Here is a 16,533-nt window from a genome sequence, read left to right on the forward strand (position 1 = left end):
ACGACGACGTTGTGGCCGATGCGCGATCACAGGTTTGGTTGGTTTAGAGTCCGGCTAGGTTGAGTGTGTTGGCGCCGAAGATGAGGCCGGCGAGTACGCCGCCGATGATTGGGCCAACGATTGGTACCCAGGAGTATGCCCAGTCGGAGCCGCCCTTGCCTTTGATTGGGAGGATGGCGTGCATGATACGTGGGCCGAGATCACGGGCTGGGTTGATGGCGTATCCGGTTGGGCCACCGAGTGATGCGCCGATGGAGACGATCACGAGCGCGACTGCTAGTGGGCCGAGTTCTGTTGGGGTTGCGCCGGAGAGGATAACCCAGGTGAGGAGGACGAATGTTCCGATGGCCTCGGTGATCACGTTTGAGGTGTAGTTGCGAATTTCTGGGCCGGTTGCGAAGGTGCCGAGGATTTCTGCCTGGTTTTCGTGAGCGTTGTAGTGATCCTTGAAGGCTAGCCATGCGAGGGTAGCGCCGATCATTGCACCAACCATTTGGCCGGCGATGTAGGTGAGGATAGATGCGGCGGTGATTGCAACGCCTGGCACGAATTCTTCAGCGCCGGTGGCGGCGATACCGAGGGTGACGGCTGGGTTGAGGTGGCCGCCGGTCTTCCATGCTCCATAAACACCGATCATGACTGCGAAACCCCAGCCGAAGTTGATCAGAAGCCAACCGGTTCCTTTACCCTTTGATTTGGTGAGGAGTGTGGTTGCAACAACGCCAACACCGAGCGTGATCAGTAGGGCAGTACCGATGGTTTCGGAAATAAAGACCTCTAAAAGACTCATGTTCTTCTACCTTTCTCTTCCCGCGCCTTTGCGGGTGAGTGTAACAAGATGGCTGCTGGAGTATGTAATCCAGCACACACTTCAACTGTGGCATAAAAGTCGTTCAGACGTAAGGTGAGACATACGAATGAACGCACGTGCAAGAACAAGGGGAGTTCTTTGCACGCGCGTTCTAACGTATATAAACCCGCTAATGGGAGGATGTGAAACTGCTGAGATTTTACTGGATTGACCAGCGTTGAGCTGCCAACATTTGAGTCAGCACTTCCTGTGCTTCCGTGTAGGACACCTTGCGGGCGCCCTTCGCTTCTAGATCCCGATACATTTGTGGTTCGTGGAAGAAATGTGCAATACCGCGCCGCAACAGATTCGGTAATGGTTTGCGTGCTTCATCCAGATCGCGCATTAACCGGAACCAGAACGTTTGTACGCGGGGGCGGGCGATGCACAACGCATCAGCCAAAATGCCTTCCTTCTTCAGATCGTCCACGATTTCTGCAGCAAAAATGCCTTCAGCCAACACGATGCGGCGGCCGTCCATGCGTAAAATCCGATCGCTCACCCGCTTGCTAGACGGCATATCGTAAATCGGCACAGTAGTTTCATCCTTGGTACACAACTCCACCAGAGCATTCACAGAACCTTCACGATCCCACGTAGAAGGAGAATCCCAATCAACCATGCCGTGGCGGCGTGGCAGGCCTGGCCGATCGCCGTCGTAATAAAAATCATCCAACGAAACCACAGGCAAACCGGTGCGGGATGCGAAACGAGTCTTACCACTACCCGAAGGCCCGGTAACCAAAATAACCTTCGCGTGCGGGACGCGCTGGGCGCTATCGGGAAGATCAAACAAGCCGTCATTACTAAGTGGAGTGGACATGCAATCCAGTCTACAACCAACTGCACCCCGCCTTACGGCGAGGTGCAGTGGTGTTATCAACTGTGAAATTAAGCGTACCTACTTCAGGACGGAACCAAGTCCAAGCGCCTGGTGAATAATCTGAATCGGATGCACAACCTTTGCGCCAGTTCCCTTGGCAATCTGCCAACGGCACGTATCGGTTTCACACGCGGCAAGGTTCGGGTTCGTGTCCTTCACCATGTCGAATAGTGGCTTGCCAACGCGCTGCGCGATCTCATACTTTTCCTTCTTTAGGCCGTACGTACCTGCGATGCCGCAACACGGCTGGCCGGACTCCACAACCGTAACACCAGGAATCGTTTCCATCATGCGAATCGCAGGCATACCAATACCTTGCGACTTCACCTGGCACGGTTGATGGTATGGGATAGTCACGTCCCAACGCTTCAGATCTTCCACGGGGAAATTGTTGTTGTCGATCAGCTCCAACATGAATTCAGACAGCTCAACCATGCGCTTGCCTACGTCCATTACAACCGGATCATCCACGCCCATGATTTCGTGCGCTTCGTGGCGCAACATGCCCGCACATGAACCGGACGAACCGATGATGGTCAGATCGTCACCGGCCTCCGCCAGTTGGCGCGCCAACTTCTTCACCTGAGATTCGGCGCGATCGAACAAACCGTTTGATTGATGTGCCAAGCCGCAACAACCCTGCTTCGGAACCAGCACCTCAAATCCCAAGTACTCCAGCACTTCCACCGTGGCTTTCGATGTTTCCACCTCAAAGTAGCCGCCCGCACAGCCGTGGAAGAACACTACTGGCCCGCGAGGCGCCACGTAATCGGCACCCAACTTCGCATCGCGCTGGCGCTTGTGCTTCTTATACCAGCCGTGGAAAGTCTGCATACGCGCCTTCGGCATTGGGGCATCGCGGTGAACGCCCACAACCTTCTCAATCACGGTACGGATTGGCTTGTTCTTTAACACGGCGTTGGCGATCGGCGCTACAGGGGTGAGCAGCATGCCTTCGAGGATCGTTTCAGGAATGATGCGATCACGCAACGGCATGTGATCGGCCTTCATTACCGCACGAGCCTGCGCGTTGATTTCTGCGATCTTCACGCCCTGTGGGCACGACGTCGTACAAATACCGCAACCAGAACAGTAATCTAGCGAAACGTCAACCGATGCCCCCGCACGGAAACGCTCTGCCTGCGGGCCCACAAACTTTGGGCCAGTAAACAGATCGGTTGAGCGGATAACTGGGCATTGCGATTCGCAAATCGTGCACTTCACGCACGAATCGAGAGACATGCGAGCAAGCGATGCCTTTGCATACTCCAGACTCATCGGTTTTCTCCTTCGCTCATAGCAGCATGAGCAGCCGCCCACGCCGAACCCAACGCAATTCCTTCACCAGACTTTTCCACCGGAGCATGGGAGCCGCCGATGATCGATCCGGCCAGATACATATTCTGGAAAACTACCGCGCCCGATTCATCAACCGGGTGCATCGATGCGTCAACACGCACGCCCGATGCGAAGATGTCTGCCGTTTCGCGTACAGGGAGATCGAATGCGCGCTCGCGGATGTCACCTTCTGGGGAGCGGGTGAGCGAACCGGATTCGAATCCGCCACCGGCATGGATCACGGCGTCAACTTTGGATACCGTGACGCGTCCTGCGCGCTGGATATGAACGGCTGTGATACGGCCGTTTTCGTGTTCGCACCCGATCACTTGCGCGTTATTGGACAGGTCCACGCGGGAAGCTTTCGCGGCGGCAACAAGCGCATCGTTGATACGGCGGCCTGGGATCGACGGCGGGGCAACCGGCACTTCGCTCAGGCGCACGCCAAGTGCATCGCTCAACACGCCGAACGTGCGTGGATCGAGCCCAAGAACAGCTGGCAGGAGAACGATTTCATCTGGTTCAACCTTGCCGCGTAGGGCATCAACAAACGCAGTTTGGCCCTCCGAGGTGTCAAGAAAACGGGCGATATTTGTTCCTGCTGAATCGGCTTCATGCGAGCGAATATTCATGCTTATTTCTACTGCACGTGCCTGAACATCCACGTAAGGGGAGCGGCTCAGGTTGTCTGCAATGAACTGGGCTGGGAAATCTTTGAACTGCTTGATTCCCACAACGGCGATCTTTTGCCCGTTTTCCAAGCCAACCATGGTGGAGTGGAGTCCGAGCATTGGCCGCACAGCCCCAACGGGGGTTGGGATCAACGCGTTGGTTTCGTCGCCTGCCGGGAAGTGGAAGGCTGGCGTGCGGGAGGATAGCCAGCCGATTCCCTTGCGCACTGATTCTGCGCCGATCTTCGCGTATGGGTGTTCGGATCCGGCGTAGGATTCCACGGCCTCAAACGGCTGCGAAACTGGGGTGCCGTCTGCGTTCCAGCCGGCAACATCCAGCCCGCCGGTGGAGAGTAACAAACCGCCGATACCTTTGGATACGATTTCTACGCGATGGCCAGCTTCGGTGAGCATCATCGCCGCCGATAAACCGGCTAGGCCTGCGCCAACAACAACGATCTTCATCGAAGATCACCTTCTTTCTGGCCCCATGGGCGCGCTCCAACAACCTCGGTTTTTGGCGGAACTGGGCGGCCGTGAACGAGCGCCAGATCGCCGGTGGACTTCTTGGATTCGGCACTTGGTTCGGGCAAGTGATCGATATCCAATGTTCCTTGCAAAATCCACTGGTTCAATGCGGCTTCACGCATTTGTTCGCCGTAGAGGAGTGGGTAAACGCCGTCGAACCGGTTGGTGGTGAACAGGCGCAACATGGTGGAGGTGCGATCTGCGGAGGCCACAGGATCATCGGATTTCTTCCGGTAGACATCGTGCATCACCCCGGCCGCACGCATGGCACAGAATGTGCCTTGGCATGGCCCCATGCCCAAACGGGTTTGGCGGCGAACATCATCCAGGTTGGCTTCCGGCTGTTGTTCGAGCTGATCTTCGATCATCGAACGGGTAACGAGTTCGCATTCGCACAGCACCGGATCGTGATCGCGGGTTGCTTCAACTTTGGCAAGGCGATCGGAGTTGCGATGGGTGCGTTTGCCGGCGGCGGATGGGACTGCTTCGGTTTCGGTAACACATGGGCGATTTTCGCCCCAGTGTTCCATGAGCGCGTCTACCACGTTCTTTGCCATCAAACGGTAGGTGGTGAGCTTTCCACCTGCGATTGTGAACATGCCAGAAATGCCATCGCGTTCGCCATGATCGATGATTGCCATGCCGCGGGACATGTGGCGGGTATCGGATGCAGACACGCGCGAATCCTTCACGAGCGGGCGAGCGCCTGCCCACACGTGAACCGCACGGGAGTTCTTGAATCCAGGGATCAGGACTTCGCCGGCTTCAAGCATTTGAATGACTTCATCGTGTTCGATTTCTAGGAAGTCTGGATCAGCCACGGCCTTATCGGTGGTACCTATGATAGATACGGTGTGGGCTGGGACGATGATGTCACCATCTGCCGGGTGGATGCATCGGTTGATTACCCTGTGAGAGAGCCGGTGGTTCATAGCTATCATGATGCCGCGGCCAGGCACTACGTCAACGCCATGCGCGCCAGCCATGGCGGCTACCTGCCCGGCCCACGGCCCGGCAGCGTTGATCACGGCGCGGCAATCGATCTGCACATCTTCGCCGGTGCGTTCGTTGTGCGCAATAACGGAGGAGACTGCGCCGGATTCGTTGTTGATCTTGGTGGCCTTGTGGTAGGTCAGTGCCAGCGATCCGAGCGAACGTGCCGATTCGATCAGCCCCCAGCACATCCGCCAACCGTCAACGGCGCCGTCTTCTACAGCGAACGCGCGTTTGATGCCTGGGTTGAGGCGTGGTTCCATGCGTAGTGCTTCTGCGATGGAGATTTCTTCGCATGGCACGCCGGTATCGCGAGCGCCTTGGATGAATTTATCGGAGAAGTCGAGTGGATCTTCGGGGGTGACTACGAATAGGCCGCCGGTTTCTTCTACGGCGTCTGCGTGGATTTTGCGCATGATGACGTTTTCTTCAGCGCATTCGGTTGCGGATCGTGGATCGGAGACGACGTAGCGCCCGCCGGAGTGGAGTAATCCGTGGAAACGGCCTGACGTTCCTTGGGCTACATCTGCGCGTTCGAGCATGATTGCGTGAAAGCCCCGCATTGCTAGATCGCGCAGGATGCCAGCGCCTGTGGCTCCGCCGCCGATTACCACGACATCGGTTGACAATGTTTTCATGGTATCTTTCCTTAAACTTTTTTAAATTGTGCGCTTCGTTGAGCACCTGACCTCCACTTTAATAAGTTTGGGGTGCACCCTTCTCTGTAAGTGCCCCTAAAATCGTTATGATGAACAACTGTGCACGATTGTTCAGGTACAGTGAGAGGTGTTCCGTTTGCGGTGAGGTAAGGAGAGGAACCTGATGAGCGAACGTGTTAGTACAGCCTATGAAGCGGCGATGATGCACTATGTTCAGGGCGAAACGATGGAGACTATTGCGCGCCGGCTCAACGTTTCTCGTTCTACGGTTTCGCGCCTTATTAAGTCTGCGCGTGATGAGGGTTTGGTTCAGATTACGTTGCATCCGCCGCAGGAAGTTGCGTCCACGATTGCGACGTGGATTAGTGAAGCATATGGGGTGCGTACGCATGTGGTTCCTGTTCCGTTTCAATCGAATGAGGCGCGCCGCCTGAATGCGGTTGCGCAGATGGCGGGCGTGTTGATTTCTAACGCGATGGAGCCGAATACGGTTATTGGTGTGGCGTGGGGGAATACGGTTTCTGCGATTGCAGATCATTTGGTTCCGCGCCAGGCTGCGGGTTCTGTTGTGGTTCAGTTGAACGGTGCGGCAAATCCGTCTACTACGGGTATTCCGTATGCGGGCGCGATTATGGAGGCGTTTGGCCGCGCGCACGGGAGCATGGTTCAGCACTTTTCGGTTCCGGCGTTTTTTGATTTCACGTCCACGAAGGAGGCGTTGTGGCGGGAGCGTTCGATTGCGTCGGTGCGTAAGTTGCAGGCGTCTGCCGACGTGGCCGTGTTTGGCGTGGGTTCCGTTTCTGGCCAGAACATCTCGTTGGTTTATTCGGGCGGGTATTTGAGTCCGGAAGATTTGATGACGATTAAAGACGACGGCGTGGTGGGAGACGTCTGTACCGTTCTTCTTCGCGCCGATGGTACGTGGCGTGATTTGCCGATTAACGAACGCGCGTCTGGCCCAACTCCGGATGAGTTGATGCAGATTGGACGGCGTTTGTGTGTGGTGTCAGGCGTGGATAAGGTGGTTGCTACGCGCGCCGCGCTGCGTGCCGGGGTTGTCACGGATTTGATTATCGACGAAGATGCCGCCGCTCGCCTTCGCGAAATTTCGTAGCGTTAGGCGGCTGGCAGGTGAAGCCGGCCGTCGTCTGCCTGCGTCACGAGTTTGTCTGTTTTTAAGGATTCCAGCGCGGGTACGAAGCGCTCGCTAGGGAGTTTGCTTAATTCTTCGAGCACCGATTCGGCGTACGATTCGTGTGGATTCGTGCGGAAAACAGCCATGATTGCGCCGCGCGCTTGCCGGTTGGTTCCGGCCCATTTTTGAGGTGTTCGCGTGCTTGCGTAACTATCTGACGGGTAGCCTGCGTTTTTCCAGCCACAGGTATCGACGACGGGGCACTCTACACATTTCGCATTTCGTGCCGTGCATATCAACGCCCCAAATTCCATGATAGAAGCGTTCCAGCGCCACGCCTTTTGAGGATTGGTTGGCACCAACGATGTTGCTCTGGCCAGTTCGGCTTTTGTTTGCGCGGGGGCTGGCAGGGCTTCGCCGTGCCAGCGGGCCAACACTCGCCGAATGTTCGTATCCAGGACAACGGAATAATCTTCGTAGGCGAAGGCCAGCACGGCATCGGCTGTATATGGCCCAATCCCGGGAAGGCTCAGCAGATCGTCGCGCGTGCGCGGAACCTGGCCATCGAAGCGTTCGGTGATTGCTTGCGCGCATTCGCGTAAGCGCAATGCGCGCCGTGGGTAGCCCATGCGATCCCACGCCAAAAGGACGTCCGCGGGGGAGGCAGCTGCGAGGTCGGCTGGGGTGGGCCAGCGTTCTAGCCACGCATACCATGTTGGTTCCACGCGAGCTACGGGAGTCTGCTGGCTCATCACTTCGCACAACAAAATCGCCCACGGATCACGGGTTTCGCGCCACGGAAGTGGGCGAGCATTGCACGCAAACCACTCCGTCAATTCGGTGTAGAGCAGATTAGGATTCAGGTTAGTCATGAAGCATCAGTAGGAATTAAGGCGATAGCGGCTTCCACCAGGACGGCCCGCTGTTCAGAAGATAGGTGGCGACCATTAATGTAATCATGTGCCCACAAGCCATCCGCAATCAGTTGCACAAGATAGGCCTGGCATGCCCGCTTATCGGTTGCGATATCGCGCGCCGAACACGTCCACCTATCCAACTTTTCTGCCCACAACGCATACATCTCCGGATCAGATGACGCATCGATAGTCATCATCAATTCCGCCCGCGTGGCGGCATTTTGCGACACCCGCAGGTTAGCGCGCAGTTTAGCATCTGCCGAACCGGCGTCGTCGTCCCCCAACGCCTCAAGCAAACCCTCTTCCCAACGCTGCGCCATAAAATCGTGAACGTCACGCAACATCGCCTCGCGCGTAGGGAAATGGTAAATCAAGCCAGATTTACTCATCCCACTACGGGCCGACACCGCATCGTACGTCACCCCCGCAACCCCGGATTCTTCAATAATCGCAACGATCGAATCCAGAACTTCAGCTTTTTTACTCGTGCGCATACGCAGTCTCCTTCGGGTTGCCACGCAACGCATACGCGGTCACAGCGGTGGCAAAAATCGTTACGGCAATCATCAATAAAATCATGTCCAAATATGCCGCGTCATACCCAGCCTTCGCAACATTGGACAACGTGGGGTGAGCCAAAGCGTCGTGAATCGAACCCCCAATCTCAGATGGAACATTCAAACGATAAAAGAACGGCAGCAAACTACCCACAATCGCCACCGAAATAACCGTACCCAACTCATACGACACCTCTTCAACGGCGGCCGCCATCCCGGCGCGGCTCCGCGGCGCCGAACCAATAATCGCCGTAGACGATACGCTCATCACCAAACCAACCCCGGCGCCAGTGAAAGCCAAACCGGTGATCGTCACCCACAACGCATGGTTCGCAACCCCAACGTACATGGCACTCAAGCCAACTGTGGACGTGATAAGGCCGCCCGAAATCAACGTACGGAACCCAACAATATGAACAATCGCGCCGCCAATCGCAGACATGAAGAAGGACGAAATCGCCGCAACCGCCACCAACATACCTGCCTGTAACGGCGTGAAACCAACAGAAAGCTGGAAACGTTGGGTAGTCATCAACTCGGCGCCGCCAATAATAAACAACGTCATGCCGGCAGCAATCACGCCCGCCGTAAACATCCACGAACGGAAAATATCAAACTCCAAAAGCGGCTCACGCAACTTATCCTGGCGTAATTTGAACGCCACCCCGCCACACACGGCAGCCGCCAACGAACCACACACAACCCACAGATTCTGGTAGCTCGAAATCTCCTTAATAAACATCACCATGCCCAACATGGCAAGCATCGCATACACGCTAGAAACAACATCCCAATGCTTTGCCGGATTCGCCTCATTCGGCGGGGCGATCATCAACGTGGCAACAAACGCGCCAACCGCAATCGGAATATTGATCAAAAAGATCGAACCCCACCAAAAATGCTCCAGCAAAAAGCCGCCAATAACCGGACCGGCCGCAGCGCCCAGCGTAGATGTTGCCGCCCAAATCCCAATCGCCGTAGCCAACTGGCGCGGATCGCGGAATGTTGTGCGGATCAACGCTAACGTAGCCGGCATCAACGTTGCCGCGCCAAACCCCAAGAATGCGCGCGCCGCAATCAACCACCACGGGCCCGGCGCGAACGCCGCACCCAGCGACGCAAACATGAACACCACCAGGCCAATCATCCACATACGGCGATGGCCGATCTTATCGCCTAGCGTGCCAGTGCCCAGAAGGAGACCCGCGAGGACTAGCGGGTAAGCGTTAATAATCCACAGGCCCTGGAGCTCCGTTGTGTGAAGCACGCGGCGCAGCTCAGGAAGAGCCGTGTAAAGCACCGAATTATCCACACCAACCAAGAACAGGCCAGAACTAAGCACGCCAAGGAACAGCCACTTGCGGCGGGCAGACATGGCGGAGGAAGGTGCGGGATGCGGTGCGGGAACCACTCCGGAAACCGGGGAAGAAGAAACGTCAGGCATAGCGATAACTGTACCGAACGTTCGGTATGGTTATGAAGCGCGCGAACGCGAACGTTGGCGATCTCTCACCCGATCAACCAGCAAGATGACTGTAGGGGTACCAGCGATGATCGTGACTATCGAAGCGTAGTAGGCCGGCGCCAACGGATCGGCAAAGTAATCGCTCAACCAGCTCACCACAAACGGGGTCAAACCACCAAACAGCACGGTTGCCACGTTGTAGCCCAACGCCATCCCGGAGAAACGGCCACGGGCAGCGAACTGTTCCGGAATCGCGGCCGCCGCAATCGCGCTCCAGGCAGCTGCAGGAATAGCCAACAAAACGGCGGCGAAAGCCAACGTCGCAGTCTCTTTCGAACCAAGCAACGTGTAACCCGGAACCGCCAAAACAACTACAGTGATCAGCGTCGTCCCAAAAGCCCACCGGCGCCCAATACGATCAGAAAGAATACCAATAAACGGTGTCACAACGATCGCCGCGATAGCCGCGATAACGCCAAGATTCAACGCGGAACTCGAATCGGCGCCGTGTACAGACTCGATATAAGTTGGAATATACGTGATAGTTAAGAAGTAGGTTGCTGAACCCACAGTGGAAATCAAAAACGATACGGCGATCGGCAGCTTCTGTTCCTGAAGAGTATAGGTAAGTGGGGCACGATCGTCCTTCGACTCGAACGCCACCGGGCTTTCTACCATAAAGCGCCGCAACGGGATCATGCCTGCCGCAAGCACAGCGCCAATCGCAAACGGGATTCGCCAACCCCAATCGTGTAACGCCTCGGCACCCACCATGTTCGTGACAATCGCAGCAGATCCTACTGCCAGTAATGCGCCAACCTCAGAATTAGCGGCGGCCCAGCTTGCGGCAAAACCACGGCGTTCCGGCTTCGCTGTTTCCATCAAATACACCATAATCCCGGTGTACTCCGCGCCCACAGAGAATCCAGCCAGCGCACGCAACGCCAGAACGGCGATACCGCCCCACACGCCAATCGTGACGTAACCCGGCATCAACGCGATACCCGCCATTGAAATCGCCATCAACAGGGCAGACGTAATGAGTGCTGTTGTGCGCCCACGAGTATCCCCAATATGCCCAAACACAATCGCGCCGAGCGGCCGGAACACAAACCCAACCGCGCCTGTAGCCAGCACGATAAGCATCGACATACGCGAGTTCGGATAGAAGGTATGGCTCAGGGAACTAGCCAGATAGAAGAACAGGGAAAAATCAAACCATTCGATGATTGTTCCCGACGCCGCTATCAGCATCGAGACGCGCCGCTGGCGTGCTGTGGGTTTTTCGCTTTGTTTCACGATCAGACAGTCTACTTGGCGGATTTGCATACAAAAGGCGCCTTACGCTGTGAGCGCATGTGCCCTGTAATAGAGAAGAATCTTTGGATGAAGCCTCCAGTAGGTCAGCCTCGTTACACATAAGCACGTGGACAATATGCGAGTAAGCTTAATGTCCACGTATTGGATGCTATCATGTGCATTGAAAATGACAGGATGGAGCAAGGATGCGAATCTCTCAGGTACGTGTGAAGAATTGGCGAAATTTCAGAGATATAGAGTTCTCGCTTGATCGGCGTCTCTTTATCGTGGGGGCAAATGCAACTGGCAAATCGAACTTGCTTGACGTTTTTCGTTTTTTAAAAGATATCGCTACTCCGGGCGGGGGCCTGACGAACGCGGTGGAACGACGTGGCGGGCTGAAAACGATCCGAAATCTCAATACCCGTAACTATAATAAAGGACAAATTGAGATTGCAGTGAAACTTCAAGATGGCGAAGATGTGTGGTCATATACGCTTGCGATCATAAAGGAGCAAGCAGGGCTGATGCGTCCTATTGTGGTTCACGAAATCGTGAAGCATAACGATATAACCTTGCTTGAGAGGCCGAATACGGCAGATGATCGTGATCCGGAGTTGCTCACTCAAACGCATTTGGAGCAGATTGCAAGCAATTCAGAATTCCGTAACGTGGCTCAGTTGTTTGCAAACGCGAACTATTTTAATCCCTCACCTCAAAATATTCGGTATAGCGAACGTGGGATGCGCAGAGTATCAGCCAACGGTGATGGGCTTATCGCAGAAATGAATGATACACGTCAACGGGATCGCGATTCTCGGCTGAATAAAATCCAGCAGGCATTAGCTATTGCAGTGCCTGAGTTCCAGAGTCTTGACCTCGAAGTTGATGCATCAGGACAACCCCATCTGGTGGCGGGTTTTAAGCATTGGCGAGCGCAGCCTGCTAAACAACGTGAATCGGAGTTCTCTGATGGTACCGTTCGCTTGATTGCGCTTTTGTGGGCAGTACTTTCTCAACCTAAATCAGATGGCACATTGCTTCTTGAGGAACCGGAAATCTCGCTTAACAGGGAGATTGTTAAGCGTTTACCATCGATGCTTGCCAGTGCCCAACGTGGTAAGAATATGCAAGTGGTGATGACCACCCACTCACCGGATTTACTCGATGATGAAGGCCTAGATCCGAGCGAAGTGCTTGTACTTACTGTAGGTGATCAATATACAGAGGCAAGGAAACTTTCAGAGTGTGACCGAGAGATGAAGCTCCTACAGGCCGGCTTCTCCACCTCGGATGTTGTTTCAACTCTGATCAATCCGAGCATTGGCAGTGAGATTAATGGATTCGTTGTGTAGCTGATGAAAGTAAATTTTGCGTGTGAGGGGGAAAGCGATCGTCCGTTTCTTGTAAGTGTGATTCGAGCAACAGGGAACGAAGTTGGGGAGAAGATCGTTAAAAGAGGTTGCGTTAACCTTGACAACGCGATTCCGCAATATGCCCAAGCTGCATCTTATTTTCCTGGGGAACTGTGGCTGGTAGTTCGTGATGCTGACGGTCAATGTCCAGTCGAGTTGCGCGGACGTCTTAACCCCGCCGGAGTGCCTGACACATTTCTATTGCGTATTGCTGTGAATATGATTGAGAGCTGGATGTTGGCCGATGAAGACGCGGCTGAGAATTTCTTTGGTGTGAGTAAAGGCATGATCCAGTCAGCTCGGAATGCTAAGGATCCCAAGCGGGCGTTATTGAATGCCTGCCAACACGGTAAGTATAAAAAGCGTTTTAAGGATAGACTGTTCAATTCGTCGGGAAATGCGGGCCCTGAGTTTATTCCGATATATGAAGAGTTCGCTGCGAATCACTGGGATGCTAACCGCGCACGGAAATGTGACGAGAGTTTGGATCGAGCAATGCGTGCGTTAGAAGCACACGTGTCATTCTGAAAGTCACGTTTGGCTGTGCTATCGCGCGTAGCCACAGTTGAGGATAGACACGATATAGCTGTTGGGGAAAGTCAAATGAGGAAGCGCATCGTGAACTATACAACTTACAATAAGTCCGGCACAAAATGTTACCGTTAAAGACGTGAATAAAGAGCGAGGTTCAGATTCTCGTCCACCACGAAAAGGTGGGCGTCCAGTGAGGTCTTCAGGGCGTTCGGCCGGCCGGCCCGCGGCATCGAATGACGCGCGGCGGCAAGGGCAACGCCCTGGGGCGGCGTTTCACGCCGCCCGCCCAGCCAATGAACGCAGCAAGAAACCTCGCCCTCAACCGCAGCCTGCTGCTATGCGTGGGCGGAATCAACGCTCGCATCCGCGCATGCCACGATCTACAACAACGCAATCTGGAGCGATGCGGGATAGGAACAGGGTACTCCGTGCTAGGCGGGCTCAAGCCGCGGCGGCGGCACAGCGCCGCCGGATGCTCAAGCTAGGTGGATCTATCGCAGGCTTTATCATTCTGCTTGTTGCAGTGGTGGGGCTTGTAATCTTTTCTTTAAAGAAGATTGAAGAACACGCAACTCCACCGGATCCAGCGGCAGCTTTTGATCCAATTCCATGTGAAATGGATATGGTGGCGGCAGACATATCACATACGGGGAGTATCGCCGGGCAACCTGTAGCGGTGAATGTGACTGTGAAGAATGCGCGAAGTAGCGTGCCGTGTGTTATGAAAACGTCACTCCAAGATTTCAAGGTGACGATCACAACCGGAGATTTGAAGGTCTTTGATTCTGAGACGTGCGAAGCCGGTATTGCTGCGCCACGGCTTTTGCTCGATAAGGATGTTGCATCCGAACAAACCTTCACATGGAATGGGCAGTATTCAGGAAAAATTTGTTCGACGACGGGGCCAGCATCCCCTGGAACCTATGTTGCACGTGCGTTCTACCAAGGTAAAGAACTCACATCCAAAGGATACGTATTTGAGCTTGGTGGGGCTTCGGCACCTGCTAAATCTGAGCCTACTCCGGAAGAATCGGCTCCTGCAAAGGAAGGGGAAGCTCCCGTATCCGACGCGCAGACCCCACCAGCAGAAGGGCAAACTTCACCGGCTGAAGGGCAAGCAGAAGGTGAAGACTGAGCGCCGGTCAGATTCCACACAGGCGTTCCGGTTACAGGTTCTGATGCTGTACAAGCTATGATGCCGGCGGGAGTACCGCGTTGACTGCCTCTTTTACATCACTGACCTTGCGAATCGTGAGGTTATCGGGCGCTTTAATCCCATCCGCGTTTTGTGGAACAATCGCGATCTTAAACCCTAAACGAGCCGCTTCGTTAAGCCGCTGCTGAAGTCCCACAACTGGCCGCAATTCGCCGGTAAGCGAGACTTCACCACATGCGATTACGCCTGGCGCCAACGGCAGATCAGCCGCCGCCGATGCCAACGCTAGAGCAGTAGCGATATCAACGCTAGGTTCGTTTGCCTTCGCTCCGCCAACAGTGGAGACGAAAATATCCGAACGATCATACGCAATACCCAGCCGGGATTGAAGCACGGCAATCATCATGGACACCCGGGACGAATCCACGCCAGAGGTGGTGCGCCGCGGCGGGCCACCAGCTGGAACACGAAGCGCCTGAACTTCCACCGGCATTGGCCGCCGGCCTTCAAGCGTAATCGTAACGCACGTGCCTGGAACCGTGAGGTTACGTGCACTCAAGAACAGCCCCGAAGGGTCAGCAAGGCCGCGAATACCACTATCGATCAACTCAAAACAGCCAACTTCATCCGTGGCACCATATCGGTTCTTCACTGCGCGAACCATCCGCAATCGCGAATGCCGATCGCCTTCAAACTGGCACACCACATCCACCAGATGTTCCAACACGCGAGGCCCTGCAATAGAACCATCTTTCGTCACATGCCCTACAACGATTACTGGCAGATCAGAACTCTTCGCCAAATTTACCAACGCGGCTGTAACTGCCCGCACCTGAGCAACACCACCTGCAGCACCTTCAACCGTTGGATCAGCAATCGTTTGCACCGAATCCACGATCAACAACGATGGCTTAGACGATTCCACATGCCCAAGAACGCGCGAAAGATCAGCTTCCGCAGCAAGAAGCAAATGAGGATGAAGCGCACCGATACGTTCCGCGCGCGAACGCACCTGGGATGCCGATTCTTCACCCGTCACATAAAGAACAGGTTTCTTCTTTTCCCTTTGAGCCTCCTGCGCGGCCTTAGCAGCCACATCAAGTAGCAGAGTAGATTTCCCCACGCCAGGTTCCCCAGCCAACAGGATCACCACACCAGGAACAATCCCGCCGCCTAGCACACGATCAAGTTCCCCAACCCCAGTGGGAGCCTTCACTGATGCTTGCGTACCCACATCCGTAATCGGTTGAGCAGGAGTATGCGGAATCAGAGGCGTAACCGCGTGAGCGCCACTAGTGCCCCCGCTTTCCATCACGGTTCCCCACTGCTGGCATTCACCACAGCGGCCAACCCACTTAGAGGTTGTCCACCCACATTCCGAACAGACGAATAAAGCCTTACTTTTTGCCATACCTTCACCCTATATGGAGGGTCCGACATAGTTTGGGTTACAGTCGGTTAGCGAAGCTCTCCAACAGTGCAGGTTCGCCAGACACAATCAACGTATCCCCGCTAGAAACCAACGTTTCCGGCCGGGCATACTCAAACGGCTGCCCGTGCGATTTCACACCAATCACAGTGACACCGAAACGTTCCCGCACCCGGCTCTGATCCAACGTAAACCCGATCATGTCCTTCGGCGGCAGCATCTTCACGATCGTGAACTGATCTTCCATCTCGATGTAATCGAGCATCTTGCCGGACACCATGTGCGCAACGCGCTGCCCGGCGTCGTACTCCGGATACACAACGTGATTCGCGCCAATCCGCCGCAAAATCGTGCCATGTTCGCGTGACGTGGCCTTCGCCCAAATCTCACGCATCCCCATATCTACCAAGTTCGCGGTAATCAACACGCTCGCTTCCAGCGACGTACCCACGCCCACAACCGCAATCTGAAAATCCTGCGCACCCAACTGATGAAGCGCCTCAGACGAACGAGCATCCGCCTCCACCACACGGAACCGGTGAGACCACTGTTGAGCCAGATCTGGATCAGACTCCACGGCAAGAACATCGCGCCCCAACTTATCCAGCGTCACTGCGATAGCAGAACCAAACCGGCCCAAGCCGATCACCAGCACCGCATCTGGGCTTTCGTTAGCAACACGTGCCATGGCACAATCCCTTCCG

15 protein-coding genes are annotated in these 16,533 nt (G+C 55.1%); 4 read left to right on the top strand and 11 right to left on the bottom strand.

The window, feature by feature from the left end:
• Nucleotides 1-43: 43 nt before the first annotated feature.
• The 5 genes from ARCH_RS01350 to glpA form a co-directional block, all read right to left on the bottom strand.
• Nucleotides 44-790, bottom strand: coding sequence for an MIP/aquaporin family protein (locus ARCH_RS01350; protein WP_013169519.1), 747 nt, complete (start codon nucleotides 788-790; stop codon nucleotides 44-46).
• Nucleotides 791-1,010: 220 nt separating this feature from the next.
• Nucleotides 1,011-1,673 carry a uridine kinase family protein gene (locus tag ARCH_RS01355; RefSeq protein ID WP_013169520.1) on the bottom strand — a complete coding sequence of 221 codons (663 nt, stop codon included), beginning with the start codon at nucleotides 1,671-1,673 and terminating at the stop codon, nucleotides 1,011-1,013.
• 78 nt (nucleotides 1,674-1,751) lie between these two features.
• Nucleotides 1,752-3,011, bottom strand: a complete 1,260-nt coding sequence (locus tag ARCH_RS01360; protein ID WP_013169521.1) for an anaerobic glycerol-3-phosphate dehydrogenase subunit C — start codon at nucleotides 3,009-3,011, stop codon at nucleotides 1,752-1,754.
• Entirely contained in the window at nucleotides 3,008-4,207 is a 1,200-nt protein-coding gene (glpB, locus tag ARCH_RS01365; protein ID WP_013169522.1) for a glycerol-3-phosphate dehydrogenase subunit GlpB, read from the bottom strand. The genes ARCH_RS01360 and glpB overlap by 4 nt, the downstream gene beginning before the upstream one ends.
• Entirely contained in the window at nucleotides 4,204-5,901 is a 1,698-nt protein-coding gene (gene glpA / locus ARCH_RS01370; protein WP_013169523.1) for an anaerobic glycerol-3-phosphate dehydrogenase subunit GlpA, read from the bottom strand. Before glpA ends, glpB begins: the two co-directional genes overlap by 4 nt.
• A gap of 184 nt (nucleotides 5,902-6,085) precedes the next feature.
• Between glpA and ARCH_RS01375 the strand changes: the two genes are divergently transcribed.
• The gene (locus ARCH_RS01375) at nucleotides 6,086-7,036 is read left to right on the top strand and encodes a sugar-binding transcriptional regulator (RefSeq protein WP_013169524.1); all 951 of its coding nucleotides are present in this window, start codon (nucleotides 6,086-6,088) and stop codon (nucleotides 7,034-7,036) included.
• A gap of 2 nt (nucleotides 7,037-7,038) precedes the next feature.
• On the opposite strand, the gene ARCH_RS01380 is transcribed toward ARCH_RS01375, so the two are convergent.
• The 4 genes from ARCH_RS01380 to ARCH_RS01395 are packed head-to-tail and all read right to left on the bottom strand — an operon-like array spanning nucleotide 7,039 to nucleotide 11,295.
• Nucleotides 7,039-7,929: an HhH-GPD family protein gene (locus tag ARCH_RS01380; protein WP_013169525.1), complete on the bottom strand. Its 891-nt coding sequence runs from the start codon at nucleotides 7,927-7,929 to the stop codon at nucleotides 7,039-7,041.
• Nucleotides 7,926-8,468, bottom strand: a complete 543-nt coding sequence (locus ARCH_RS01385) for a TetR/AcrR family transcriptional regulator (protein ID WP_013169526.1) — start codon at nucleotides 8,466-8,468, stop codon at nucleotides 7,926-7,928. Before ARCH_RS01385 ends, ARCH_RS01380 begins: the two co-directional genes overlap by 4 nt.
• Complete coding sequence (locus tag ARCH_RS01390) at nucleotides 8,455-9,975, bottom strand: MFS transporter (RefSeq protein WP_013169527.1); 1,521 nt, start codon at nucleotides 9,973-9,975, stop codon at nucleotides 8,455-8,457. The genes ARCH_RS01385 and ARCH_RS01390 overlap by 14 nt, the downstream gene beginning before the upstream one ends.
• Before the next feature lie 30 nt (nucleotides 9,976-10,005).
• On the bottom strand, nucleotides 10,006-11,295 hold the full coding sequence (locus ARCH_RS01395) for an MFS transporter (RefSeq protein WP_170121758.1): 1,290 nt from the start codon (nucleotides 11,293-11,295) through the stop codon (nucleotides 10,006-10,008).
• A gap of 206 nt (nucleotides 11,296-11,501) precedes the next feature.
• Here ARCH_RS01395 and ARCH_RS01400 point away from each other — a divergent pair, with 206 nt between their 5' ends.
• The 3 genes from ARCH_RS01400 (at nucleotide 11,502) to ARCH_RS01410 (ending at nucleotide 14,379) form a co-directional block, all read left to right on the top strand.
• Entirely contained in the window at nucleotides 11,502-12,650 is a 1,149-nt protein-coding gene (locus ARCH_RS01400) for an AAA family ATPase (protein ID WP_013169529.1), read from the top strand.
• A 3-nt stretch (nucleotides 12,651-12,653) separates the two neighbouring features.
• Nucleotides 12,654-13,238 (top strand): hypothetical protein, encoded by a 585-nt coding sequence (locus tag ARCH_RS09210; RefSeq protein WP_013169530.1) that lies wholly within the window; start codon nucleotides 12,654-12,656, stop codon nucleotides 13,236-13,238.
• A 196-nt stretch (nucleotides 13,239-13,434) separates the two neighbouring features.
• Nucleotides 13,435-14,379, top strand: a complete 945-nt coding sequence (locus ARCH_RS01410) for a hypothetical protein (protein WP_013169531.1) — start codon at nucleotides 13,435-13,437, stop codon at nucleotides 14,377-14,379.
• Nucleotides 14,380-14,434: 55 nt separating this feature from the next.
• Here the strand turns inward: ARCH_RS01410 and radA are convergent, their stop codons facing one another.
• Nucleotides 14,435-15,811: a DNA repair protein RadA gene (radA, locus tag ARCH_RS01415; protein WP_013169532.1), complete on the bottom strand. Its 1,377-nt coding sequence runs from the start codon at nucleotides 15,809-15,811 to the stop codon at nucleotides 14,435-14,437.
• Nucleotides 15,812-15,848: 37 nt separating this feature from the next.
• Nucleotides 15,849-16,517, bottom strand: a complete 669-nt coding sequence (locus ARCH_RS01420) for a potassium channel family protein (protein ID WP_013169533.1) — start codon at nucleotides 16,515-16,517, stop codon at nucleotides 15,849-15,851.
• Nucleotides 16,518-16,533: the final 16 nt, after the last annotated feature.

Source organism: Arcanobacterium haemolyticum DSM 20595, assembly GCF_000092365.1.
GTDB lineage: Bacteria > Actinomycetota > Actinomycetes > Actinomycetales > Actinomycetaceae > Arcanobacterium > Arcanobacterium haemolyticum.

Coding starts and splice junctions, on each gene's coding strand:
- ARCH_RS01350 (WP_013169519.1), bottom strand. CDS start 790: ATGAGTCTTTTAGAGGTCTTTATTTCCGAAACCATCGGTACTGCCCTA.
- ARCH_RS01355 (WP_013169520.1), bottom strand. CDS start 1,673: ATGTCCACTCCACTTAGTAATGACGGCTTGTTTGATCTTCCCGATAGC.
- ARCH_RS01360 (WP_013169521.1), bottom strand. CDS start 3,011: ATGAGTCTGGAGTATGCAAAGGCATCGCTTGCTCGCATGTCTCTCGAT.
- glpB (WP_013169522.1), bottom strand. CDS start 4,207: ATGAAGATCGTTGTTGTTGGCGCAGGCCTAGCCGGTTTATCGGCGGCG.
- glpA (WP_013169523.1), bottom strand. CDS start 5,901: ATGAAAACATTGTCAACCGATGTCGTGGTAATCGGCGGCGGAGCCACA.
- ARCH_RS01375 (WP_013169524.1), top strand. CDS start 6,086: ATGAGCGAACGTGTTAGTACAGCCTATGAAGCGGCGATGATGCACTAT.
- ARCH_RS01380 (WP_013169525.1), bottom strand. CDS start 7,929: ATGACTAACCTGAATCCTAATCTGCTCTACACCGAATTGACGGAGTGG.
- ARCH_RS01385 (WP_013169526.1), bottom strand. CDS start 8,468: ATGCGCACGAGTAAAAAAGCTGAAGTTCTGGATTCGATCGTTGCGATT.
- ARCH_RS01390 (WP_013169527.1), bottom strand. CDS start 9,975: ATGCCTGACGTTTCTTCTTCCCCGGTTTCCGGAGTGGTTCCCGCACCG.
- ARCH_RS01400 (WP_013169529.1), top strand. CDS start 11,502: ATGCGAATCTCTCAGGTACGTGTGAAGAATTGGCGAAATTTCAGAGAT.
- ARCH_RS09210 (WP_013169530.1), top strand. CDS start 12,654: ATGAAAGTAAATTTTGCGTGTGAGGGGGAAAGCGATCGTCCGTTTCTT.
- radA (WP_013169532.1), bottom strand. CDS start 15,811: ATGGCAAAAAGTAAGGCTTTATTCGTCTGTTCGGAATGTGGGTGGACA.
- ARCH_RS01420 (WP_013169533.1), bottom strand. CDS start 16,517: ATGGCACGTGTTGCTAACGAAAGCCCAGATGCGGTGCTGGTGATCGGC.